At 59.4% G+C, this 22,481-nt stretch carries 16 protein-coding genes and 1 tRNA gene; 8 read left to right on the top strand and 9 right to left on the bottom strand.

The window, feature by feature from the left end:
• The 3 genes from IE166_RS04905 to IE166_RS04915 are packed head-to-tail and all read right to left on the bottom strand — an operon-like array spanning position 1 to position 4,695.
• Positions 1-2,010, bottom strand: a complete 2,010-nt coding sequence (locus tag IE166_RS04905; RefSeq protein WP_189502111.1) for a response regulator — start codon at positions 2,008-2,010, stop codon at positions 1-3.
• Between the two features lie 16 nt (positions 2,011-2,026).
• The gene (locus IE166_RS04910) at positions 2,027-2,470 is read right to left on the bottom strand and encodes a response regulator (RefSeq protein ID WP_189502113.1); all 444 of its coding nucleotides are present in this window, start codon (positions 2,468-2,470) and stop codon (positions 2,027-2,029) included.
• The gene (locus IE166_RS04915; RefSeq protein ID WP_189502115.1) at positions 2,467-4,695 is read right to left on the bottom strand and encodes an ATP-binding protein; all 2,229 of its coding nucleotides are present in this window, start codon (positions 4,693-4,695) and stop codon (positions 2,467-2,469) included. The genes IE166_RS04910 and IE166_RS04915 overlap by 4 nt, the downstream gene beginning before the upstream one ends.
• Before the next feature lie 264 nt (positions 4,696-4,959).
• On the opposite strand from IE166_RS04915, the gene IE166_RS04920 reads away from it, so the two are divergent.
• The 5 genes from IE166_RS04920 (at position 4,960) to IE166_RS04940 (ending at position 10,042) form a co-directional block, all read left to right on the top strand.
• A tRNA-Lys gene (locus tag IE166_RS04920) sits at positions 4,960-5,035 on the top strand.
• 113 nt (positions 5,036-5,148) lie between these two features.
• A complete protein-coding gene (locus tag IE166_RS04925; protein WP_189502117.1) occupies positions 5,149-5,889 on the top strand; it encodes a cytochrome c biogenesis CcdA family protein in 741 nt (246 codons plus the stop codon).
• Positions 5,890-5,965: 76 nt separating this feature from the next.
• Positions 5,966-7,324: a bifunctional UDP-N-acetylglucosamine diphosphorylase/glucosamine-1-phosphate N-acetyltransferase GlmU gene (gene glmU / locus IE166_RS04930; RefSeq protein WP_189502119.1), complete on the top strand. Its 1,359-nt coding sequence runs from the start codon at positions 5,966-5,968 to the stop codon at positions 7,322-7,324.
• 113 nt (positions 7,325-7,437) lie between these two features.
• Complete coding sequence (glmS, locus tag IE166_RS04935) at positions 7,438-9,261, top strand: glutamine--fructose-6-phosphate transaminase (isomerizing) (protein ID WP_189502121.1); 1,824 nt, start codon at positions 7,438-7,440, stop codon at positions 9,259-9,261.
• Positions 9,262-9,373: 112 nt separating this feature from the next.
• Positions 9,374-10,042 carry a DUF502 domain-containing protein gene (locus IE166_RS04940; protein ID WP_244641428.1) on the top strand — a complete coding sequence of 223 codons (669 nt, stop codon included), beginning with the start codon at positions 9,374-9,376 and terminating at the stop codon, positions 10,040-10,042.
• Here IE166_RS04940 and recG read toward each other — a convergent pair.
• The gene (gene recG / locus IE166_RS04945) at positions 10,028-12,136 is read right to left on the bottom strand and encodes an ATP-dependent DNA helicase RecG (protein ID WP_189502122.1); all 2,109 of its coding nucleotides are present in this window, start codon (positions 12,134-12,136) and stop codon (positions 10,028-10,030) included. The genes IE166_RS04940 and recG overlap by 15 nt on opposite strands.
• Positions 12,137-12,268: 132 nt before the next feature.
• On the opposite strand from recG, the gene IE166_RS04950 reads away from it, so the two are divergent.
• On the top strand, positions 12,269-12,568 hold the full coding sequence (locus IE166_RS04950) for a succinate dehydrogenase assembly factor 2 (protein WP_189502124.1): 300 nt from the start codon (positions 12,269-12,271) through the stop codon (positions 12,566-12,568).
• On the top strand, positions 12,565-16,059 hold the full coding sequence (gene mfd, locus IE166_RS04955; protein ID WP_189502126.1) for a transcription-repair coupling factor: 3,495 nt from the start codon (positions 12,565-12,567) through the stop codon (positions 16,057-16,059). Before IE166_RS04950 ends, mfd begins: the two co-directional genes overlap by 4 nt.
• Here the strand turns inward: mfd and IE166_RS04960 are convergent.
• Genes IE166_RS04960 through IE166_RS04980 form a run of 5 tightly spaced genes read right to left on the bottom strand, consistent with a single transcriptional unit; the run spans position 16,056 to position 21,464 of the window.
• Positions 16,056-17,258, bottom strand: a complete 1,203-nt coding sequence (locus tag IE166_RS04960) for a molybdopterin molybdotransferase MoeA (protein ID WP_189502127.1) — start codon at positions 17,256-17,258, stop codon at positions 16,056-16,058. The genes mfd and IE166_RS04960 overlap by 4 nt on opposite strands.
• On the bottom strand, positions 17,259-17,744 hold the full coding sequence (gene moaC / locus IE166_RS04965; protein WP_189502129.1) for a cyclic pyranopterin monophosphate synthase MoaC: 486 nt from the start codon (positions 17,742-17,744) through the stop codon (positions 17,259-17,261). It lies immediately after the preceding gene.
• Positions 17,741-18,553, bottom strand: a complete 813-nt coding sequence (gene trpC / locus IE166_RS04970) for an indole-3-glycerol phosphate synthase TrpC (RefSeq protein WP_189502131.1) — start codon at positions 18,551-18,553, stop codon at positions 17,741-17,743. The genes moaC and trpC overlap by 4 nt, the downstream gene beginning before the upstream one ends.
• On the bottom strand, positions 18,550-19,569 hold the full coding sequence (gene trpD / locus IE166_RS04975) for an anthranilate phosphoribosyltransferase (protein WP_189502133.1): 1,020 nt from the start codon (positions 19,567-19,569) through the stop codon (positions 18,550-18,552). The genes trpC and trpD overlap by 4 nt, the downstream gene beginning before the upstream one ends.
• Positions 19,570-19,571: 2 nt before the next feature.
• Complete coding sequence (locus IE166_RS04980; RefSeq protein WP_189502134.1) at positions 19,572-21,464, bottom strand: SurA N-terminal domain-containing protein; 1,893 nt, start codon at positions 21,462-21,464, stop codon at positions 19,572-19,574.
• Positions 21,465-21,616: 152 nt separating this feature from the next.
• Between IE166_RS04980 and tpiA the strand changes: the two genes are divergently transcribed.
• Complete coding sequence (gene tpiA / locus IE166_RS04985; protein WP_189502136.1) at positions 21,617-22,384, top strand: triose-phosphate isomerase; 768 nt, start codon at positions 21,617-21,619, stop codon at positions 22,382-22,384.
• Positions 22,385-22,481: the final 97 nt, after the last annotated feature.

A 22,481-nucleotide genomic window follows, 5' to 3' on the forward strand; every position in this document is an offset into this window, starting at 1 on the left:
TCACGCGGTGCCGGAGAACTCCATCTTCAGCATCGCATTCACCTTCTCGCCGAACTTGTCGAGATCGAAGGGTTTGGCGACCATGTCCATGCCAGGCGCCAAGAAGCCCTGGCGGCTGGTTGCACCTTCGGCATAGCCAGTCGCGAACAGCACTTTCAATTCCGGGCGAACGGTGCGGGCACGTTCCGCCAGTTCGCGGCCATTCATACCAGGCAAGCCCACATCAGTCAGCAGGAGATCAATGGTCTGATCGCTTTCGATGATCGATAGGGCACGTTGTGCATCATTGGCTTCGATCGTCTCATAGCCGAGATCGTTAAGGTAATCGACGATCAGCATCTGAACGAGAACTTCATCCTCGACCACCAGGATGGTTCCGCTACCCGTTGCGACCGTCATTTCTTCGTCCTCACTATCGTCGGCCTCCGCAACGACACTGGTGTCGCGAGGCATATAGATTTCCACTGTCGTGCCCTCATCGGGCGTCGACAAGATGCGTGTATGTCCGCCGACTTGCTTGGCGAAGCCGAAGATCATCGAAAGACCAAGTCCCGTACCCTGGCCGATGGGCTTCGTCGTGAAAAACGGGTCGAATGCCTTGTCGATGACGGATTGCGGCATGCCCGTACCCGTATCGCTAACGAGGATCTGAACGTAATCTCCCGGCGCAACACCGAAGCTCGTTGCCTGTGCCAGATTGAGCTTCGTGTTCAACGTCGAGATCGTCAGTTGACCGCCGCCCGGCATGGCATCGCGAGCATTGATGGCCAAATTGAGAACGGCGCTTTCAAACTGGTTGCGATCGGTCAAGGCCGGCCACAAGCGCGGCTCTAGCTTCGTTTCAACATTGATGCTGTCGCCGATCGTTCTTTGCAAAAGCTCAAGCAAAGACGAGATTCGCTCGTTCAGATCCGTCCGTTCCACGTCCAGCGACTGGCGGCGCGAAAAGGCGAGAAGCCGGTGCGTCAGCGCGGCCGCGCGATCAGCCGATGACGTGATGATGTCGATGTAGCGATCAATCCCATCAACCTTGCCAGTTGCCAGACGCTTGCGCAGAAGATCCGCTCCGCCCTTGATCCCGGCCAGCATGTTGTTGAAGTCATGCGCAATACCGCCGGTCAGCTGACCAATTGCTTCCATCTTCTGGGATTGGCGTAGCGCTTCTTCCTTCTCGGCAAGCTCGCGTGTGCGTGCTTCGACCTCAGCTTCCAGCATGTCATTCGCCAGCCGGATACCAGACACGTCGATGGCGCAACCGACGTGACCGACAAACCTGCCCGACCCGCTATAGCGTGGCGCAGCTTCACAGCGCAGCCAACGCGTATGTCCGTCGCCGTCGATCACACGGACCTCAACGCTCAGTACGGCGCGACGCTGAAGCGCTTGCTGATTGGCGGCGGCGAAGGCAGGGAGATCATCCGCCAGAATCAGCGTCGCCCATCCACCATCCATCATCTCTGGAATTGTGGTGACGAAATCCGTTTCAAAGCGGCGGTTGACGAAGGTGAAGCGGCCGACTTCATCCGTCGCCCAGATCAGGGCAGGGGCGCTATCCGCCATCAACTGAAAGCGGTGCTCGCTTTCCTGTAAGGCGAGCATTGCCGTTTCACGATCCCGCCGCGCTCGCGCTTCATCGAGCGCACGCTTGGCGACGCCGGGTATGCGCCCCAGATCGCGTTTCGTGACATAATCCGTTGCGCCGGCACGCACGGCTTCCGTGGCGAATTTTTCGCCTATGACGCCAGAGATAAAGATAAACGGCACGTTCGGCGCCAGCGTTGTTGCGACGCCGAACGCTTCCAGCCCAGTGAAATCCGGCAGCGAGTAATCCGAGAAGATCAAATCATACCGAGAGGCACTTAAAGCCGTCTCGAAATCGCGGCGGATTACCGCGCGATCAATCCTGGTGTCCGGGCCTAGCTTAAGAATTTGACGTGTGATCAGGTCGGCATCGATGCTGCTGTCTTCCAGCAACAGGATGCGGGCGCCTGGTTCCGATGAGTCGGCCAAAACACTTTGCTGCATCTTAAGTTTGCCTGGCCGGGAATGGCTCATTCAGAACAGCCCAGACCATTCCGAGATGGCGGATCGCTTCGAAGAACGCGTTGAATTCAACCGGTTTCACAACAAACGAGTTCACGCCGCTGCTGTAGCTGCGCACCACGTCGCTTTCTTCCCGAGACGAGGTCAGCATCACCATTGGAATGTTGCGGTGCTCAGGATGCGCCTTGACCCGCTCTAACACCTCTAGACCGTTGATCTTTGGGAGCTTGAGGTCAAGCAAGACGACGGCAGGCGGCTCGGGATCGCGACCCGCGAACTCGCCTTCACAAAAGATGTAATCGAGCGCCTGGACGCCATCGCGCGTGACGATGACTTGGTTGGCAACTTGGCTGCGCATAAGTGCTGCCAGTGTCAGTTCCACATCTGCGGGATTGTCTTCCACTAAGAGGATCGGACGCAGGTTCATTTGGCCGCACGCCCCTTTTTCGGCTTCGGAAGCGTAAAGCTGAACGATGCTCCCTCATTGAGCTTGCCCTCCGCACGGATAGATCCGCCGTGCCGATCGATGATCCGCTTGGTCAGCGCCAAGCCGATGCCGGTGCCTTCGAAATCTTCGATATGATGAAGCCGCTGGAACACCTGGAACAGCTTGCCGCCATAGGCCATGTCGAACCCGACGCCATTGTCGCGCACTGTGTAAATGGTAGTGTTGCCTTCCTCGTGGCCCTCGATCTCAATGATCGCAGGGTCGCGGTCACGCGTGTACTTCACCGCATTGTCAGCCAGATTGTAGATCGCCTGGCGAACGAGGGCGGCGTCACCATAACCGTCAGGCAAAGTGCCGATGCGCCACTCGATACGACGCTCTTCGGTCATGTTGTCAAAGCTGCGGCGCACCTCGCCGGCCACTTTCTGCATGTCAATCGACGACATGTTCAAGCTGGCGCGTCCTAGCTGAGAAAACCGGAGAAGGTCGTCGACAAGCTGACCAGCTGACAGAGCGGCGTTAGAAATCCCGGCCAAATAATGGCGCGAGATCGATTTCAGCTCCGCTTCTTCCTCATCAAGCAGCTGCGCATAGCCGAGGATGTGGCGGAAAGGCGCACGCAGATCATGCGAAATCGAATAGGAAAACGATTCGAGTTCCTTGTTGGAGCGCTGCAGCTCTTCTGCGAGTTCAGCACGCTCTTCAGCACGCTTGAGTACGAAATTGACGACAGCATTGCGGAACTCGCCCGCGGACTGGATCTCGGCAGTCGACCATGGCGCGGAATGATCGCGCACATTCTCTTTCCACGTCTCGAACGATTTGCGCGGGTGAATGCGCATATCGACTTCGCTGACGGAAGGCTTCTTTGGGTCGCCGCCCCAGTTCACAGTGCGAACTACTTCGGGCCGGAACCACATGATGAAGCTCGGATGCAGGCTTGAGATTGGCACGGCAAGCAAGCCGCTCGCCAAATCAGCAATGGCACTGCCGCCTGACCAAGCAGCTGCCAGGTTGTCGGTAGAATAAGGCCCATTGAGCTTGAGGCCGTGCAGCCACGTGGCGAGCTCCCGCATGGCTGTGCTCGGAGGAACACTGCCGGTTGCTAGAACCATGTCTTCCGTGATCACCGACGCGCCCTGCGCATTGGTGATGCCGAGCCACTGACGGGGGCGCTCAACCAAGCCTTGCTGGAAACTCGCTGCACGGCTGACATAAGCAATCAGTTCCGTCTCGATCTGCTTAAAACCAAGACGCTGCCTGCTCTCATTCGTCCGATCGAAGCCGGCAATCTGTTGCGAAACGATGCGGCCAAGGAATTCAGCAGCGTTGCGTACCGGCGGAGGGACATGCAACGGCTCGGCATTGTGGCAGGAAATAAGTCCCCAGAGCTTCCCATCCACGATCAGCGAGATCGACATGGACGCAGCTGTACCCATGTTGCGCATATATTCGAGATGGATCGGCGAGACACTGCGCAGCGCAGAACTGCCGAGATCGGTCGGCTGCCTGTCGACCGGCGAAAATGTCGGCACCAAAGGAACAGGCTCATAGGTCGCATTCGGGATCAACCGAATGCGGTTTTGCAAATACAATTCACGCGCCTGAACCGGAATATCAGTCGCCGGAAATCTAAGATCGAGGTAGGAGGGCAGGGTCCCGTCGCCATCTTCGGCGATGACCGTACCATCCCATTGCTCATTGAAGCGGTAGATCATGACCCGATTGAAGCCGGTCAGATCGCGAACCTCGCGCGCCACCGCATCCGCCAGTTCCAGCGTGCCTTGGTAGCTTTCAGCATTATCGACGAAGCGCCGAAGCTTTGCGTAATGCGCTTCATTACCACCATGAGCCGAAGCCGGCTCGAATTCGAGCATCAATCCTTGTGGCGTCCGCTGCGCCGACACATGATGCCGGTTGTTGCCGATCAGGATCGACTGTTCGAACGAGTCGTCCGGGCGCTTCAACCAGGCGGCCAAATCGCTACGCAATGACGCGAAAGCGCCCGGCTCGATGACCTTCGAGCCACCGTCATCAACGATCAATCCACCGAGAACAGCATCCACGTTCGCGCTGTATTGCAGAACGGCGAAGTCAGCTTCATCCAGGAAAAGTAAGGCTCCATGGGGCTGAATTCCGCCGGGAATGCGGATCGGCTCTTGCGCACAAAGGTCGAGAGACGGCAACTCCGAGGCATCAGGCAAATTCTAGTTCCATGTTATAGAAGCCACTAAACAATATTCAAACTGACTAATACTTCGAGCCGAAGGCTGCGGGTGATTTGCGGCATATGTAGGCCAAGCACTGCGCATGGAAATAACGGCACTGAAATTTCATGACATGTGATGACAAGCGTGCGGCAGTTCACAGCCTATCGCATCTTCCTACAAAAGTCGTGAATCGGCGGTTGACCGCTACCAGGGCGCTGAATATGGTCCGCCGCACTTTCGGACCGCTTCGCGGCTCCCGGGCGCGTAGCTCAGTTGGTAGAGCAACGGACTTTTAATCTGTAGGTCATGGGTTCGAGTCCCATCGCGCTCACCACTTCAAGACACCCCATTCGCCGCACAGGATCGTGACGCCTTGGCACATTGGGCTGGTGGCCTGATCTGCGCTATAGGCCGTGCGAAACGTTCGGGCAGGGCACTTCTCAGATCATGGCAGTCGACGTCGGTTACCTTAGCGCAGTCGGAGCCGGAGCCTTGTCGTTCCTGTCGCCCTGCGTGCTGCCATTGGTGCCGCCTTACCTTTGTTACATGGCTGGCGTGACCGTCGATGATTTTCGCGAGGGTCGGGCGGCTCCTACGGCACAACGATCTGCTTTGGCCAGCGCGGGTCTGGCTTTCGTGCTGGGTTTCTCGACAGTCTTTGTTTTGTTGGGCCTGACAGCTTCGGCCTTTGGCCGTCTGCTTCTCGCCTATAAGTATGAGCTCGGTTTCGTTTCCGGCGCGATCATCATGCTGATGGGACTTAACTTCCTCGGCATCATCCGCATTCCGTTTCTGTCGCGCGAGGCGCGGTTTCAGACGGAAGGACGACCGGCGAGCTTGTTTGCCTCTTATGTCATGGGGCTCGCCTTCGCCTTCGGATGGACACCTTGCATCGGTCCGGTGCTGAGTCCGATCCTGACGCTGGCTGCGGGTCGCGGCACGCTGACAGAGGGCGCAACGATGCTTGCCGCTTATTCGCTAGGCCTTGGCATCCCATTTCTGGCGGCGGCCTTCTTTTCCGGTGCCTTCATGCGCTTTCTTGGGCGGTTCAAGGTTCATCTGGGACGCATAGAAAAGGTCATGGGCGTGCTGCTCATCCTTGCTGGCTTGGCATTCATGACCGGAGGCATCCAGACGGTGTCCTACTGGCTCCTCGAGAGTTTTCCGGTTCTCGGCCGTCTTGGCTGAAGCGAGCGGTGTGAAAGTTCCTTTTTTAAGAGAGCTGCGCTAGACGGGCTTCATCACCCTGTTGCGGAGCCGACGCATGCCTGATCGTAGCTGTTTGTCCATCGTCCTTGCGGCCGGCGAGGGCACCCGCATGAAGAGCGCTTTGCCAAAGGTTCTGCATAAAGTGGCAGGCCTCCCCCTTGTTGGCCACGTCGTTGCCGCCGCGCGCGGTGCAGGGGCTGGCGACATTGCCGTCGTTGTGGGACGTGGTGCAGATGAGGTTCGCGCCGCGATCGATGCGAAGGAAGGTTTGCTGGAAACTTTCGTGCAGACGGAGCGAAAAGGGACCGGGCACGCAGTTCTGGCTGCTCGTGAAGCACTTAGCCGTGGCTATGATGACGTACTCGTGTTGTTCGGCGACACACCGCTTGTGCAATCCGACGCCTTACTGACCGCGCGCGAAAAGCTCGCATCCGGGGCGACCGTCGTCGTCATGGGGTTCCGCACCGACAAGCCTGCCGGTTACGGGCGCCTGATTGAAGACAACGGTGCGCTCATAGCGATCCGCGAGGACAAGGATTGCTCGGAGGCCGAGCGTGCCATCACCTTCTGCAATGGTGGCTTGATGGCGATAGCCGGCGCGCATGCGCTGGCTCTGCTGGATGCGATCGGCAACGACAACGCCAAGGGTGAGTACTACCTGACCGACATCGTTGCCATTGCGCGGAAACAGGGGCTTGCTGTCGTGGCCGCAGAGGTCGATGCGCAGAGTGTGCTCGGCGTCAACAACCGCGTCGAGCTTGCTGAAGCGGAGTCGCTCTGGCAGGTCCGTCGTCGCCATCAGGCGATGCTTGATGGCGCGACGCTGATTGCGCCGGAAACCGTGTTCTTCTCGCATGATACGGTGGTCGGCTCAGACACGGTCATCGAACCGAATGTGTTTTTCGGTCCGGGCGTGACTGTCGATGGCGGCGTGACGATCCATGCCTTTTCGCATCTTGAAGGCACGACGATTGGCACGGGCGCGGAGATCGGGCCCTTCGCGCGGCTCCGGCCAGGCGCGGAACTTGGCGAGAAGTCGAAGGTCGGCAACTTCTGTGAGGTCAAGAAAGCCAAGGTTGGTCAGGGCGCCAAGATCAACCACCTTACCTATATCGGCGACGCTTCGATCGGAGCCGGTTCCAACATCGGTGCCGGAACCATCACCTGCAATTACGACAGCATGAATAAGTTCAAGACTGAGATCGGCTCAAACGCCTTCATTGGCTCGAACTCCTCTCTTGTTGCGCCAGTCAGCATCGGCGATGGCGCATATGTGGCTTCCGGTAGCGTCATCACCCAGGACGTTCCAGGCGACGCGTTGGCCTTCGGCCGTGCCCGCCAGAAGACGATCGAAGGTCGTGCCGAAGACCTCAGGGCTCGTCAGCGCAGCATCAAGGAAGCGTCATCCAAATAGGTGCAGCGACCTGCAGAACCGCTGCAACGTTTCGATACCATAAGTGACTTCTTAACTGCCGACGTTAAACGTAGATAGCACCGGGGTTTAAAGCCGGATTCGAGGGATAGTTTATGTGCGGAATTGTCGGGATCGTCGGTCGGGGTCCGGTCGCACCATTGATCGTGGATGCGCTTAAGCGTCTCGAATATCGCGGCTATGATTCCGCAGGCGTCGCCACCATTGATGATGGACAAATGGAACGTCGCCGCGCCGAAGGTAAGCTGGTCAATCTCGAGAAGAAGCTCCAGGCTGAACCGCTGGCCGGCCGCATCGGCATTGGTCATACTCGCTGGGCGACGCATGGCGTTCCGAACGAAACCAATGCCCATCCGCATTTCTCGACGGACGTCGCCATCGTCCACAACGGCATCATCGAGAACTTCGCCGAGCTTCGGGCCGAGTTGATCGCAGACGGCTATGTGTTTGCCTCGCAGACCGATACCGAGGTCGTCGCGCATCTGATTTCGCGCGAGTTGAAGCGGGGCAGTGAACCGGTCGAAGCCGCTCACAAGGCGATCAGGCGGCTTGAAGGTGCCTTCGCCCTGGCCATCATCTTCCCCAGCCATGACGACCTGATCGTCGCCGCTCGGAACGGTCCGCCACTCGCCGTCGGTCATGGCGATGGTGAGATGTTCTTGGGCTCCGACGCGGTAGCTCTTTCGCCCTTCACGGACGCAATCACCTATCTGGAAGACGGCGATTGGGCTGCGATCCAGCGAAATGGCGTTACGATTTACGACATCGATGGCCGTGAAATCGAACGTCCACAAACCAAGGCACGCTCCACCAGCTTCATGGTGGACAAGGGCAATCACCGTCACTTCATGGAAAAGGAAATCCATGAACAGCCGGAAGTGATCGGCCACACGCTGGCGCATTACCTTGATTTCGTTGAAGGACGCACCCGCGACATCCCACTTCCGTTCGATTTCAGCCAGATCGACCGTTTGTCGATCTCTGCCTGCGGCACTGCTTTCCTGGCCGGCTCGGTCGCGCGTTATTGGTTCGAGCGCTACGCCCGGCTTCCAGTCGACATCGATGTAGGTTCCGAGTTCCGTTATCGCGAAATGCCGATCTCGCCGAACAGCGCGGCTTTGTTTATCTCGCAGTCAGGGGAGACTGCGGATACGCTGGCTTCACTACGTTATTGCCGCAGCCAGGGCGTGCCGATTGCGGCTGTCGTCAACGTTCCGGAATCAACCATCGCCAGGGAATCGGACGCGATCTTCCCGACATTGGCCGGCCCGGAAATCGGCGTCGCTTCGACCAAAGCGTTCACCTGTCAGCTGGCTGTTCTTGCAGCCCTTGCGGTTCGCGCCGGTGTGCAGCGCGGTCATGTCTCGCCTGAACAGGAGCGAGAACTCGTCCGCTTCCTGTCCGAAGCCCCGCGCTTTGCCACGGCAGCGTTGAAGCTGGATGACCAGATCGAGAAGCTGGCGCGCGAACTCTCACAGGTGAAGCACGCGCTTTATCTTGGACGTGGCACAAGCTTCCCGTTGGCGATGGAAGGCGCGCTGAAGCTCAAGGAAATTTCCTACATCCACGCCGAAGGCTATGCAGCCGGCGAGCTGAAGCACGGACCGATCGCGCTGATCGACGAAAACATGCCGGTGATCGTGATCGCGCCGCATGACCGCAACTTCGACAAGACCGTTTCCAACATGCAGGAAGTTGCCGCGCGTGGTGGCCGCATCATCCTGATTACGGATACCGAGGGTGCGCGACGGGCCACGATCAACGCGATGGAAACGATCATCCTGCCAGACGTTCCGGAGATCATCGCGCCAATCGTCTATGCTCTACCGATCCAGATGCTGGCTTATTTCACGGCCGTGTTCATGGGCACCGACGTCGATCAGCCGCGCAATCTCGCCAAGTCGGTCACCGTGGAGTGATCATCGCGCAGAGGCGGAAACGCCTCTGTCATTTGCCCGACAGGCGTTCTCAGCTAAGAAGGAGCGTACAGGGGCAGGTGGCACAATGGCGGATCCAATCAAGCCGCGCGGAATGGCGCGGATCAGAAACTACTTTCTGACGGGCGTCGTCGTGATCGCGCCGCTTGCGATCACCGCCTACCTCACCTGGTACTTCATCCACCTGATTGACAGCTGGGTGAAGCCCTACATTCCCTACCGCTACAATCCCGAAAGCTACCTGCCGTTCGCAATCCCCGGCTTCGGCCTGGTGGTGGCGTTGATCTTCATCACGCTTGTCGGGTTCCTCGCTGCCAACTTTATCGGTGGTTCGATCCTCAAGTTCGGCGAGCGCATTCTCGACCAGATCCCACTGGCTCGAAACGTTTATCGTGGCCTGAAGCAGATCTTCACGACGGTTCTCGATAACCGCAGCGAGCTGTTCAAGAAGGTTGGGCTGGTTGAATGGCCGCGTCGTGGCACATGGTCTATCGTCTTCATTCCCAAGCAGCAGGACTCAGAGATTAACGCGGCGCTGGCTGAGCGTGAAGGCAAAGTGATGGCGGTGTTCCGGCCCATTACGCCGAATATCACCACTGGCTACATCATGTATGTGCGCGAGGAGGATGTCGTGCCGCTTTCGATGTCGATTGAAGAGGCCGTTCGCTTCCTGGTTTCCGCCGGCTTGGTCACGCCCGAATTCCATGGGTCACGCGCGGATGTGGAAGCCAAGCTCCCGGCAGGATCGTTACCCGGCTCGTAGCAGACGCACGGCTTCATCGCGTCCGAAAAGATAAAGCAGGTGGCGGATGGCCTCGCCACGTTCTGACTTCAGGTCGGGGTCGCGCTGTAACAGCAAGCGGGCGTCGTCTCGCGCGATCTCCAGCAGATCGGAATGCACATCCAAGCGAGCAACGCGAAAGCCCGGGGTGCCAGATTGCTTTGTCCCCATCAGCTCGCCTTCGCCACGCAGCTTGAGGTCTTCTTCGGCGATGAGGAAGCCGTCCTCGGTGTCGCGCAAGACGCTCAGCCGCTTGCGCGCGGTTTCGCCTGCTGGCTCCTTGTAAAGCAGCACGCAGGTCGATGGCTTCGAGCCGCGACCGACGCGTCCGCGCAATTGATGTAGCTGCGCCAGACCGAAGCGCTCAGCATGTTCGATCACGATGATCGTGGCATCGGGTACGTCCACGCCGACCTCGATAACGGTGGTTGCAATCAGGATGCGTGTCTCGCCGCTCTTGAAAGCAGCCATGGCCGCGTCTTTGTCTGTACCTTTCATCCGGCCGTGGACCAGACCAATCCGATCGCCGAACAAAGGCTGAAGCTTCTTGAAGCGATCTTCCGCTGACATCAGCTTGATCTCTTCGGACTCCTCCACAAGGGGGCAGATCCAATAGATCTTCTGACCGTCGGCGACGGCAGCCCGCATGCGCTCCACTAGTTCGTCAATACGGTCCAGCGGCAAGGTGACGGTCTTGATCGGCTGACGCCCGACCGGCTTTTCGGTTAGGCGTGACACGTCCATATCGCCGAAGGCAGTCAACACGAGGGTGCGCGGGATAGGCGTTGCGGTCATCACCAGCATGTCAGGAGCTGCCCCCTTGGCGGTCATAGCCAGGCGCTGATGCACACCGAAGCGATGCTGCTCATCGACGATTGCCAGAACGAGATCCTTGTAGCTGACGCCCTCTTGGAAGAGCGCATGCGTGCCGACGACGATATCGATGCTGCCATCCGCCAACCCGGCAAGAATTTGGGCTCGCTCGGCGCCTTTCCCACGTCCCGTCAGCACTGCGGTCGTGAGACCGGCTTTTTCCGCAAGCGGTGCGATGGTCGCATAATGCTGATGTGCCAGGATTTCGGTTGGAGCCATCAAGGCAGACTGCCCGCCGGCTTCCGCAGCACGCGCCATCGCAAGCAAAGCGACAACCGTCTTGCCCGCACCAACGTCACCCTGCAGAAGCCGCACCATGCGTTCGGGGTCTGCGAGATCGGCCTCGATCTCCTTTAGGGCATTGGCTTGGCTGCCGGTGAGGCTATAGGGCAATGCAGCCTTTACGGCCTCGACAATTCGGCCGTCACCATCAAGTGGCCGTCCAGCCAGACGCCGCATGCGCGATCGCACAAGGGCCAGCGCGACCTGGCTTGCAAGCAACTCGTCATAAGCCAGCCGCCGCCAGGCGGGGCTTTCAGGCGCAATATCCTCCGGCTCCTCGAAGTGGTGCAGCGCGCGTAGGGCACTGTCGAAGCTCTGCCAACGCTCGCGCGCAAGAAGGCTCGCATCCAGCCACTCGGGCAGCGGGGATATTCGCTCGACGGCGGCGGACAATGCCTTGCGCAAGACTTTACCGGAAAGGCCTGATGTCAGCGGGTAGACTGGTTCGAGCAACGGCAGGGATGCCGCATCTTCCAGCAAAGCTATGTGGTCGGGATGAACCATGCTAGGGCGGCCGTTGAACCACTCCATCCGACCGCTGACGATGACCGTCTCACCTTCCGGTAGTTGCTTCTCCAGCCATGTGGCATGACCGCGGAAGAAGGTCAGTGCCAGCTCGCCGGTGTCATCATGTGCAAACACTCTGTACGGCACAGATCGATTGCCGCTTGGTGGCGGCTGATGCCGGTCCACACGGACTTCCAGCGTGACGATCGCACCTTCTGGAGCGTAGGCGATACCAGGCCGATTGCGTCGATCGATCATGCCTTGTGGCAGAACGAAAATGAGGTCGCCGATGCGAACCTCCCGATCCGAGACATCGACAGGCACTATATTCTTGAGCAATGCCGAGAGCTTAGGACCAACGCCTTCAAGCGATGTCGCAGGAGCAAACAGGGGGTCGAGCTTGGGTGGACGCATGATGTTGCTGTAAGCGTTTCCGATTGAACTTCCAAGATAAGGCCGGCTGCCGGGTTACGAAGGCTGACACTTCGTTCTTGCCGCGTTATATCGCCGTTCAAACTCGCTTCTCAACGCATCAAGGCCTCATCCATGACTGGTACAACCCGCTCCAGCGACGGACTCGATCCGCGCGCCAAGAAGGCGCTGCTTCGTTCGTGGCGTCGCGGCATACGGGAAATGGACCTCATTCTCGGCCGATTCGCCGACGCCGAGATCGGCACCTTGAACGAAGAAGAAATCGAACAATATGAGCGGCTTCTGGATGTTCCTGATGTTGACCTCTTCTCCTTCATGACTGGCGAACGCACCGCCCCGGAGGCGGTCGACACCCCGATGTTCCGACGCGTCGTCGCATTCTCCCGTTCGCAAGGCCTGGCATTTCCCTCATGACGCTTCTTCCAAAACTCGGTCTGCCGAAGTCCAACCTCGGTGCGATCACGCTGGATGGCGTTGCCGATGGCTTTGAAGCCTTTGCCTTGGCGCGTGTGGTTGTGGAAAGCGGCAGTGGCCCGGTGATCTTTATTGCGCGCGACGGCCAGCGATTGCCGGCCTTTGCGGATGCGCTCGCTTTCGTCGATCCGACGATTCCGGTGCTTCAGTTGCCCGCCTGGGACTGTCTTCCATATGACCGCGTCTCGCCAAGCGTCGATTCGGCCGCCCGTCGCCTTGAGGCTATGAGCGCGATGATTGCGCTGCGCCAGAAGCCGCACCGTGCGGTGATCCTGACGACAGCCAACGCGACGCTGCAGAAGATGCCGCCTGCGGAGATTTTGGCAGCGCAATCGTACTCGGCTCGACCTGCCAACCAGATCGACATGAAGAGCCTGATCGCCCGGCTTGAAAGCGAGGGCTTTGATCGCGTCGGCACGGTGCGCGATGTCGGTGAATTTGCAGTGCGCGGCGGCATCCTTGATCTTTTCGTGCCCGGCACGCCGGAGCCTTTACGCCTCGACTTTTTCGGTGACACACTGGAATCCATACGCGCCTTTAACCCGGCGGATCAGCGTACAACGGGGCAGCGCAAGGAGTTCGTGCTGCAGCCGATGAGCGAGATTACGCTCGATGCAGAAAGCATCAGCCGTTTCCGCAAGAACTACGTCGCCACCTTTGGTGCACCGAGCCGTGACGACGCGCTTTATGCTGCGATCAGCGAGGGTCGGCGCTTTGCCGGCATGGAGCATTGGCTGCCGCTGTTCTTCGATCGCGTTGAAAGCGTGTTTGACTATCTTCCTGATGTGCCAGTGGTTTTTGATTACCTTGCACGCGAGGCCATCAGCGAGCGCCATACGCTGATTACGGACCACTATGAGGCCCGCAAGACGCAAGGGAGCGGCAAGGAATTCGGCGACGCTGTTCCTTATAAGCCAATACGCCCCGAACTGCTCTATCTGACACCCGACCATGTCCTAGCGGCCGAGAAGGACCGGCTTTCAATCGAGTTCACGCCGTTCGATGCACCCGATGGCGGCCGAAAGGTGCTGCATGCGGGCTCGCATGGCGGTCGCAGCTTTGCTGAAGAGCGTGCCGATCCGAAAGCCAACGTCTTCGAGGCAGTGGCGAAATACATTGCCGATGAGCGTGCTGCCGGCAAGCGGATGGTAATTGCTGGCTGGAGCGACGGTTCGCTCGATCGCCTGAGCTCCATTCTCGAAGAGCGCGGGCTTGAGAACCTGATCATCGTGGATCGTCTGGCCGGCGTCGAGAAGCTGAAGCCGGGGCAGGCGGCCCTTGCCGTGCTGCCGGTCGAGGCTGGCTTTACCACCGGAACCATGACGGTCATCGCCGAGCAAGACATCCTCGGCGACCGCCTGATCCGCCGCAAGAAGCGCAAGAAGGCGTCGGACTTCATCGCCGAAGTCGCTTCTCTGGCTGCCGGCGACATCGTCGTTCATGCCGACCACGGCATTGGTCGCTTCGTCGGGCTTCAGACGATCCAGGCGGCTGGCGCCCCGCATGATTGCCTTGAGATCCGCTATTCCGGCGACGATCGTCTTTTTCTGCCTGTCGAAAACATTGAACTGCTGTCCCGCTATGGCTCCGAAGGAACGGAAGCGACGCTCGACAAGCTGGGCGGTGTTGCATGGCAGTCGCGCAAGGCCAAGCTGAAGAAGCGCCTGCTTGAGATGGCGGGCCAGCTCATTCAGGTCGCTGCTGAGCGCAAGATGCGCGGTGCGCCAGCCATGCTTCCGCCGGAAGGTGTCTACGGCGAGTTCGCAGCGCGTTTTCCTTATGACGAGACCGAGGATCAGCAGGCGGCGATCGATGCCATCCGCGATGACCTCGGTGCCGGTCAGCCGATGGATCGCCTCGTTTGCGGTGACGTCGGCTTCGGCAAAACGGAGGTGGCACTGCGTGCTGCGTTCATCGCTGCCATGGAAGGATTCCAAGTGGCGGTTGTGGTCCCAACCACGCTGCTCGCGCGTCAGCACTTCCGTACCTTTTCACAGCGATTCGCCGGGCTTCCTGTAACAGTTCGTCAGGCGTCGCGGCTGGTAACCACCAAGGAACTGAACGAAACCAAGAGAGAGCTGACAGAAGGCAAGGTCGACATTGTCGTTGGGACGCACGCGCTGCTCACCAACTCCATTCAGTTCAAGCGGCTTGGTCTTCTGATCATCGACGAGGAGCAGCACTTCGGCGTCAAGCACAAGGAGCGCTTGAAGGAGCTGAAGAGTGACGTGCATGTACTGACGCTTTCGGCGACGCCGATCCCTCGAACGCTGCAGCTGGCGCTGACAGGTGTAAGGGAACTCTCGCTCATCACCACGCCACCGGTTGACCGTATGGCGGTGCGGACCTTCATCTCGCCGTTCGATCCACTCGTAATCCGCGAGACACTGCTGCGAGAGCGGTTCCGCGGCGGGCAGAGCTTCTACGTCGTGCCGCGTATTTCTGACCTGAAGGAGGTCAGCGATTTCCTGGCCGGTGCCGTGCCCGAGCTAAAGGTCGCCGTGGCCCACGGCCAGATGACGCCGACCGAGCTCGAAGACATCATGAACGCCTTCTATGATGGGCAATATGACGTCTTGCTGGCGACGACGATCGTGGAGTCTGGTCTGGACATCCCAACTGCCAACACGCTGATCGTGCATCGTGCCGACATGTTCGGTCTGGCGCAGCTCTACCAGTTGCGCGGCCGCGTTGGTCGCTCCAAGCTGCGCGCCTTCGCCCTGTTCACGCTGCCTGCCAACCGCCTGCTGACGCAGACGGCAGAACGGCGCCTGAAGGTTCTGCAATCCCTCGATACGCTCGGCGCTGGTTTTCAGCTAGCCAGCCATGATCTCGATCTGCGTGGCGCCGGCAACCTGCTTGGCGACGAGCAGTCCGGCCACATCAAGGAAGTCGGCTTCGAGCTTTACCAGCAGATGCTGGAAGAGGCCGTTGCAGAGTTGAAGGGTACAGGCGAAGTCGCGGACGGCAACTGGTCGCCACAGATTTCGGTCGGTACGGCGGTCATGATCCCCGAAAGCTACGTGCCGGATCTCCAGTTGCGTCTCAGCCTTTATCGCCGCATTGCCGAGCTGGAAGGCTCCTCGGAGATCGATGCTTTTGGCGCTGAGCTTATTGACCGGTTCGGACCTTTGCCGGAAGAAGTGCAGCACCTTCTCAAGATCGTCTTCATCAAGACGCTGTGTCGGCAGGCCAATGTCGAAAAGCTGGACGCCGGTCCGAAGGGCGTTGTTATCCAGTTTCGCGAGAAGCAGTTCTTGGATCCGGTGGGGCTCGTCAAGTTTGTGGGCGAACAAGGATCGCAGGCCAAGATCCGGCCTGATCAAAGCATCGTCTTCATTCGCGATTGGACCACGCCGGACAAACGGCTGTCTGGCTCGGCGATTGTCATGACGCAGCTTGCGCGCTTGGCGCAAACGGCTGCGGCTTAGCGGATCATCATGACTTGGACGAGATCGCCGGCTTCCGCGGCGGGCGCAAACGGCGGGCGGATGATCAAACAATCCGCCCGAGCCAGCGTGTTCAGCATGGACGAATCCTGAAGCACGAAGGGAGTAGCTGCCATTCGATCCGGCCGCTGTTCTGACGTTGCGCGAATGTAATCCTGGCGTTGGTCATTCTCGCGCAGCGGCGCCGTCAAGGTTGCGTTGCGGATGTCGAAACTGTGCGGGCGTCCACCGAGCTTGGCGACAAGCGGCGCAAGGAAAAGGTGGGAGCAGACCAGGCTCGCGACTGGGTTGCCCGGCAAGCCCAGCACGCGGGTTTGATCAAGTCTCCCAAACATCAACGGCTTGCCCGGACGCATCGCGATCTTCCAGAAGTCGAGGCGCATGCCTTCCGCTTCCAGAACCGAACGAACGAGGTCATGGTCGCCTACCGATGCTCCGCCGAGCGTGACGATGATGTCCGCTTTCTGGCGTGCCTCGGCGACGACGGCTGCGATCTTCGCTCGATCATCGTAAACGACGCCGAAGTCGAGAACCGCCGCGCCGGCTGCCCGCGCGATCGCGGCAACGCCATAGCTGTTCGAGGCGATGATCTGATCCGGACCGGGAACAGAACCCGGTAGAACAAGCTCATCACCGGTCGCGATGATGGCCACTCGAGGTTTGCGTATCACTGGCAAAGAAGGATGGTTCGCTGCAGCAGCGAGCGACAGCGCACCTGCATCCAGCAAACGTCCGCCGAGAAGAAGGATATCGCCCTCCGCAAAATCCAGACCGGCATGGCGGATGTTTCGCCCGCGCACAGCCGGCTCGGTTGCGAGGATATGGCGATCGCCAAGACGCCGGGTGTTTTCTTGGATTAGTACGGTGTCAGCACCGTCTGGAATCGGCGCGCCGGTCAGAATCCGAACGGCCTGGCCTGCCTCGATCCTTCCGCCAAATCGATGCCCAGCAGCCGATTCGCCAATGATCTCCAGCGGATTGTTCGCGTCTGACGTGTCTTCTGCACGAACGGCATAACCATCCATGGCAGATGCATCGAAGGGTGGCTGCGTGCGACGTGCTTCCAGCGCTGTCGCAAGAACTCGGTTGTCCGCATCTACGAGAGGCACATCCTCTGCTGGCAGGTTCTCAACATCGCCAAGCAGGCGCTCAAAAACGTCGCGGACAGGCAGAAGGGCCATTTACTGATCTCCCGCGCGGAAGTCTCCCGACTTGCCGCCAGACTTCTCCACAAGCCGGACGCTGGTGATGGTCATGGAGCGGTCAACGGCCTTTGCCATATCATAGACCGTGAGGCAGGCGACGGAAACAGCGGTCAGCGCTTCCATCTCAACACCTGTCTTGCCACTCACACGCGCAAGACCGGTGACACGCAAACCCGGCAATGCGGGATCGGCCTCGATCTCCACCGACACTTTGTTGAGAAGGAGAGGATGGCAAAGCGGAATTAGCTCGTGTGTTTTCTTGGCGGCCATGATGCCGGCGATGCGCGCCGTCGCGATCACGTCTCCCTTTTTGGCGTTCCCTTCCATGATGATCGAAAGGGTTTCGGGCCGCATCAGCACCAAGCCTTCAGCAATGGCGGTGCGTTCCGTCTCGGCTTTCGATCCGACATCCACCATGTTGGCTTCGCCGTTGCTGCCGAGATGGGTGAGGGTGCTCATCATGAAATCCTGATTGCTTCGCTGCCTTCCAGCAGTGCCCGTGTTGCAGCCTCAACATCCGGCTGGCGCATAAGGCTTTCGCCCACGAGGAAGGTTCCAATGCCTGAGCGAGCAAGGCGCAGACAGTCGTGGTGGGTGAAGATCCCGCTTTCCCCTACCAAAAGACGATCACTCGGGAAGTCCGCAGCCAGCCGTTCGGAAACGGCGAGATCGACGTGGAAGGTCCGCAGGTCGCGATTGTTGATGCCAATCAGCCGCGACGAGAGTTTCAGCGCACGCTCCATCTCAGCTTCATTGTGCACCTCGATCAGCGCATCCATGCCGACCTCCAACGCAGCGTCTTCCAACACGCGTGCATCGTCATCGTTGAGGCTCGCCATGATGATGAGGATCGCGTCGGCACCCCAAAGGCGGGCTTCGTAGACCTGATACGGGTCGAACAAGAAATCCTTGCGCAAAGCGGGCAGGGAGCAAGCCTGCTTCGCAGCTTTCAGGTAATCGGGCGATCCTTGGAAAGATGGCGCATCCGTCAGAACCGAAAGGCACGCCGCGCCACCTGCTTCATAGGCAGCGGCAAGAGATGGCGGATCGAAGTCCGCACGAATCAAGCCCTTCGAAGGGCTGGCTTTCTTGATCTCGGCGATCAGCGCGAACGCGCCATCGGCTCGTTTGCTCTCGATGGCATTCTGAAAGCCGCGCGGCGTATCGAGATCGGCAAGCTCAGCGCGCAGTTCGTGGAACGGCAACGCAGCTTTTGCCGCAGCGATTTCCTCACGCTTGTAGACCTCGATCTTCGCCAGAATGTCGCTCATGACGGCTTCTCGCTGGACATCGCAACAAGACGTTCGAGTATCGAAAGGGCGCTGCCGCTATCGATCGACTCACGAGCAAGAGCGATACCGTCCGCCAAGTTTGCAACTTTGTTTGCGACGATGAAGGCGGCGGCGGCGTTCAAAACAGCGATATCGCGGTACGGGTTCTGCTCGCCGGCCAAGACTGCGCGCAAGGCGGCTGCATTGTGCTCGGCGTCGCCTCCACGAAGATCGTCAAGTTGCACCCTCGGCAGCCCAACTTCTTCAGGTGTCACTTCGAAGGTTCGGACAACACCATCTTCCACCGACGCCACCATCGTGGTGCCGGCTGTTGTCATCTCGTCGAGGCCTTCCCCGTGAACGACCCAGATCGATGTACCCCCCAGTCCCTTCAGAACGTGCGCGATCGGTTCGACCCACTCGGGTGCGAAGACACCAACGAGTTGCCTCGAAACACCGGCCGGGTTCGACAAAGGTCCAAGCAGATTGAAGATCGTCCGCGTACCAAGCTCGACACGGCTCGGGCCGACATGCCGCATGGCCGAGTGATGCGCAGGCGCAAACATGAAGCCGAGGCCGACTTCACGGATGCAACGGCTGATATGGGGGGGGCTGATCTCGACGTCGATGCCGAGTGCCATGAGCGTATCGGCCGCACCAGACCGCGACGACAACGCCCGATTGCCGTGCTTCGCGACTGAAACGCCGGCACTGGCCACGATAAAAGCGGCGCAGGTCGAGACGTTGTAGGAGCCGGACTGATCGCCGCCAGTCCCCACGATGTCCACAGCATCGGCCGGAGCCTCGACGCGCAGCATCTTGGCGCGCATCGTCGCTACTGCGCCGGAAATTTCTTCCACGGTTTCGCCGCGCACACGCAGAGCCATCAGAAAACCGCCGATCTGGCTTGGCGTCGCTTGTCCCGACATGATGATGTCGAAGGCATGCCTGGCCTCATCGAAGGACAGCGCGGTTCCTTGCGCCGCCTTTCCGATATAGGTTTTCAGGTCAGCCATGTTCAGAACGCCAGAGCGCGATCAATGGCGGCGCGATTGACCTGCACGCTGTACTCGCCCTGCAAACGAGCAACCAGCTGATCCAGCAAATCATCCGCGACACCGGTGTTGAAGCGTCGGGCCTGCTCCTCGCCGAGGCTTGCAGCATCCGCTGCGACCGGCTCAGAAATCTCGGTGACCTGGAACACGATTTGTGTGCCATCCTGAGGCGCGGGCGTTACTTTCGATCCGCCCTGGCCGACGCTGAACACAGCGGCAACGCCTTCTCGCCCGAATTCAACATCATCGGCATCGCGCTTCAGACCACGCTTCGTCTGTTTCTGCTGAGCTGTCTCCGATGCTATCTGGTCCAGCGTCGCTACTCCGTCGGAAAGACGCTTCTGCGCGTCAGCCGCACGGGCCGAAAGCCGGGAAGCAGCCTGCTCATCCTTCCAGTTCTCAACCACCTGATCGCGGACTTCGTCGAGGGTACGATCGCGCGCTGGGGCGATGGCATCAAGGTCGAAGAAGACGTAGCCCTTGGCATCAGTTTGCATGCCTGGATTGTCAGCACCTACCTCGGTTTCAAACGCCTGCTGCAGCATCTGGGCGGAAGCCGGCAGGTCATCCACTACGGAGCCGTCTGGACGGCGTCCCTGACGATCAACGGCATCGATCGTTGTTACGCGCAGATTGAGCTGCTGTGCGGCTTCGGCAAGCCTGGCACCGCCACCGCGGGCGTCTTCAAAGCGATCATGAGCATCCAGAAGGATCCGGTTTGCTTCGCTCAAAGCCAGATCGCGACGGATCTGGTCACCGACTTCCGCCATGGGACGGACGACCTCAGGCGTGATCTGCGTAACCCTCACCAGCACAGACCCGAAGTTGCCCTTCACGACGTCGCTGACTTGCCCAGCCGAAAGGCCGAAGGCTGCGTCAGCGATGGCTTTATCCGCAATTTCAGTTTTGGCGAGCGTGCCGAGTTGAACATCATCGATCGTCTTGCTTTGCGCCGATACGATCGACTCGAAGGTCGAGCCGTTACGGATCGCTTCTACGGCAGCTTGTGCGCCGGCCTCGTTGCCAAAAACTAGCTGCTCGATCTTGCGGCGCTCAGGCGTCGTGAAGCGGGCCTTGTTCTTTCCGTAGTCGCTCTGAACCTGCTCTTCTGAGACCGAATTGGGATCAGCAATGTCAGCTGGCTCCATGCGGACATAGGAAATTTTGCGGTATTCCGGCGCAGCGAACTCGGCTTTGTTCTGATCGAAATAGGTTTGCAGATCAGCAGCGCTCGGCTCTTCCACCGCGTCGACCAGCGAGAGTGGCAGAACAACGTAATCCACGGTGCGATCCTCTCCGCGGTATAGGGCAGCCGCCCGCATGAATGCGTCAGGCGCCGTCATGCCATCGGACACCGCTTCAACGATCTGCTGGCGAAGCGCGACCTGCTCGCGATTGAGCAGGTAATCCTGAGGACGCATGCCAGCCTGGCTCAGCACGTTCTGAAACTGCTGGCGGTTGAACTGACCATCGGGCCCGTGGAACGCCTGGTCGGACGCTGTCAGCGCGGCGACACGGTCTTGAGAGACACCAAGGCCCATGGTGCGCGCCTGCTGATCCAGAAGAGCGCCGGCCACCAGCTGGGCAACCACCTGATCCTCGATGCCGAAGGATCGCGCCTGTTCGCGCGTGATCCGGGTTCCGAATTGCTGCGAGTAAAGGTTTATCTGCCGGTCATAGGCGAGACGGAAATCCTGCTGGGAAACATGCGCGTCGCCCGCAGTGATGACGTTGTTTGTGCCCGTTCCGTTCACCAGCTGCGCCGAAACGCCCCAAACGACGAAGCTCACGACAAGCAGAATCAGGAGCAGCTTGGAGATCCAGGTTCCGGCAGCGCTTCGCAGGAAAGTCAGCATGAGAAGTCCGTTTGGCTAAAGATTACAGCCCCAACTGGAGTAGGTGAGGGCGCTTGAAGCGGCAATAGCCCGTGGCGCAGGCAGTGTCGATTGCTTTGTCGCCGTAATTTGGTACGCAGGCACCCGCCTGTTCATGAGGTGAGGAGAAGAGCATGACCCCTGGCATCCGTCCGCTGGTCGCGGGCAACTGGAAGATGAACGGCGTGAGTTCGTCACTCGACGAGCTTTCGCGGATCGGCCAAGGCTTCATGCACGGACTGGATGCACAGACGGACGCGTTGATTTGCGTGCCTGCAACGCTGCTTTCCCGCGCCTGCGAACGGATCAAGGACACGCCGGTGAAAGTCGGCGGGCAAGATTGTCATGCCAGCGAAACCGGAGCCCACACCGGCGACATTTCAGCCGAAATGCTGCGTGATGCTGGCGCCAAGTTCGTGATCGTTGGCCATTCGGAACGACGCTCCGATCACGGCGAAACCAACGCAAATGTGAAGGCAAAAACAGAAGCAGCTTGGCGAGCAGGCCTGCAAGCAGTTCTTTGTATCGGCGAGACTCACGAGCAGCGCGTGAACGGCGAAGCGTTGCGTGTCCTGTCTGAACAACTGACCGGATCGGTTCCGTCTTCGTCGACCGCACAAGGGTTGATCATCGCCTATGAACCCGTCTGGGCCATTGGAACGGGCCTGACCCCGACCGTGCGGGATGTCGAGCAGGCGCATGCGCATATCCGCCAGGAACTCACGCGTTTGGTCGGTGAAGAAGCCGCCAAGATCCGCATTCTCTATGGCGGCTCGGTAAAGCCTTCCAATGCGCGAGACTTACTGGGTGTCGCCAATGTCGACGGCGCGTTGGTAGGCGGTGCGAGCCTCAAGGCTGCCGATTTCCTTGCCGTTGCCGAAGCTTATGAAGGTTTGAGCTGACGCGTTGCGTCGTTAGTCAAGGGCACCCATATACGGTATCAATGCGCGGCAGGCTGCAGGACTTGGATTGGCCCGCGTTTGCGTGTAGTGAGCCGCC

It is taken from the genome of Tianweitania populi (genome assembly GCF_014652875.1).
GTDB classification, from domain to species: Bacteria; Pseudomonadota; Alphaproteobacteria; order Rhizobiales; family Rhizobiaceae; genus Tianweitania; species Tianweitania populi.

Coding starts and splice junctions, on each gene's coding strand:
- recG (WP_189502122.1), bottom strand. CDS start 12,136: ATGCGTCCACCCAAGCTCGACCCCCTGTTTGCTCCTGCGACATCGCTT.
- IE166_RS04940 (WP_244641428.1), top strand. CDS start 9,374: ATGGCGCGGATCAGAAACTACTTTCTGACGGGCGTCGTCGTGATCGCG.
- glmS (WP_189502121.1), top strand. CDS start 7,438: ATGTGCGGAATTGTCGGGATCGTCGGTCGGGGTCCGGTCGCACCATTG.
- trpD (WP_189502133.1), bottom strand. CDS start 19,569: ATGGCTGACCTGAAAACCTATATCGGAAAGGCGGCGCAAGGAACCGCG.
- IE166_RS04950 (WP_189502124.1), top strand. CDS start 12,269: ATGACTGGTACAACCCGCTCCAGCGACGGACTCGATCCGCGCGCCAAG.
- mfd (WP_189502126.1), top strand. CDS start 12,565: ATGACGCTTCTTCCAAAACTCGGTCTGCCGAAGTCCAACCTCGGTGCG.
- IE166_RS04980 (WP_189502134.1), bottom strand. CDS start 21,464: ATGCTGACTTTCCTGCGAAGCGCTGCCGGAACCTGGATCTCCAAGCTG.
- moaC (WP_189502129.1), bottom strand. CDS start 17,744: ATGATGAGCACCCTCACCCATCTCGGCAGCAACGGCGAAGCCAACATG.
- IE166_RS04960 (WP_189502127.1), bottom strand. CDS start 17,258: ATGGCCCTTCTGCCTGTCCGCGACGTTTTTGAGCGCCTGCTTGGCGAT.
- trpC (WP_189502131.1), bottom strand. CDS start 18,553: ATGAGCGACATTCTGGCGAAGATCGAGGTCTACAAGCGTGAGGAAATC.
- tpiA (WP_189502136.1), top strand. CDS start 21,617: ATGACCCCTGGCATCCGTCCGCTGGTCGCGGGCAACTGGAAGATGAAC.
- IE166_RS04925 (WP_189502117.1), top strand. CDS start 5,149: ATGGCAGTCGACGTCGGTTACCTTAGCGCAGTCGGAGCCGGAGCCTTG.
- glmU (WP_189502119.1), top strand. CDS start 5,966: ATGCCTGATCGTAGCTGTTTGTCCATCGTCCTTGCGGCCGGCGAGGGC.
- IE166_RS04910 (WP_189502113.1), bottom strand. CDS start 2,470: ATGAACCTGCGTCCGATCCTCTTAGTGGAAGACAATCCCGCAGATGTG.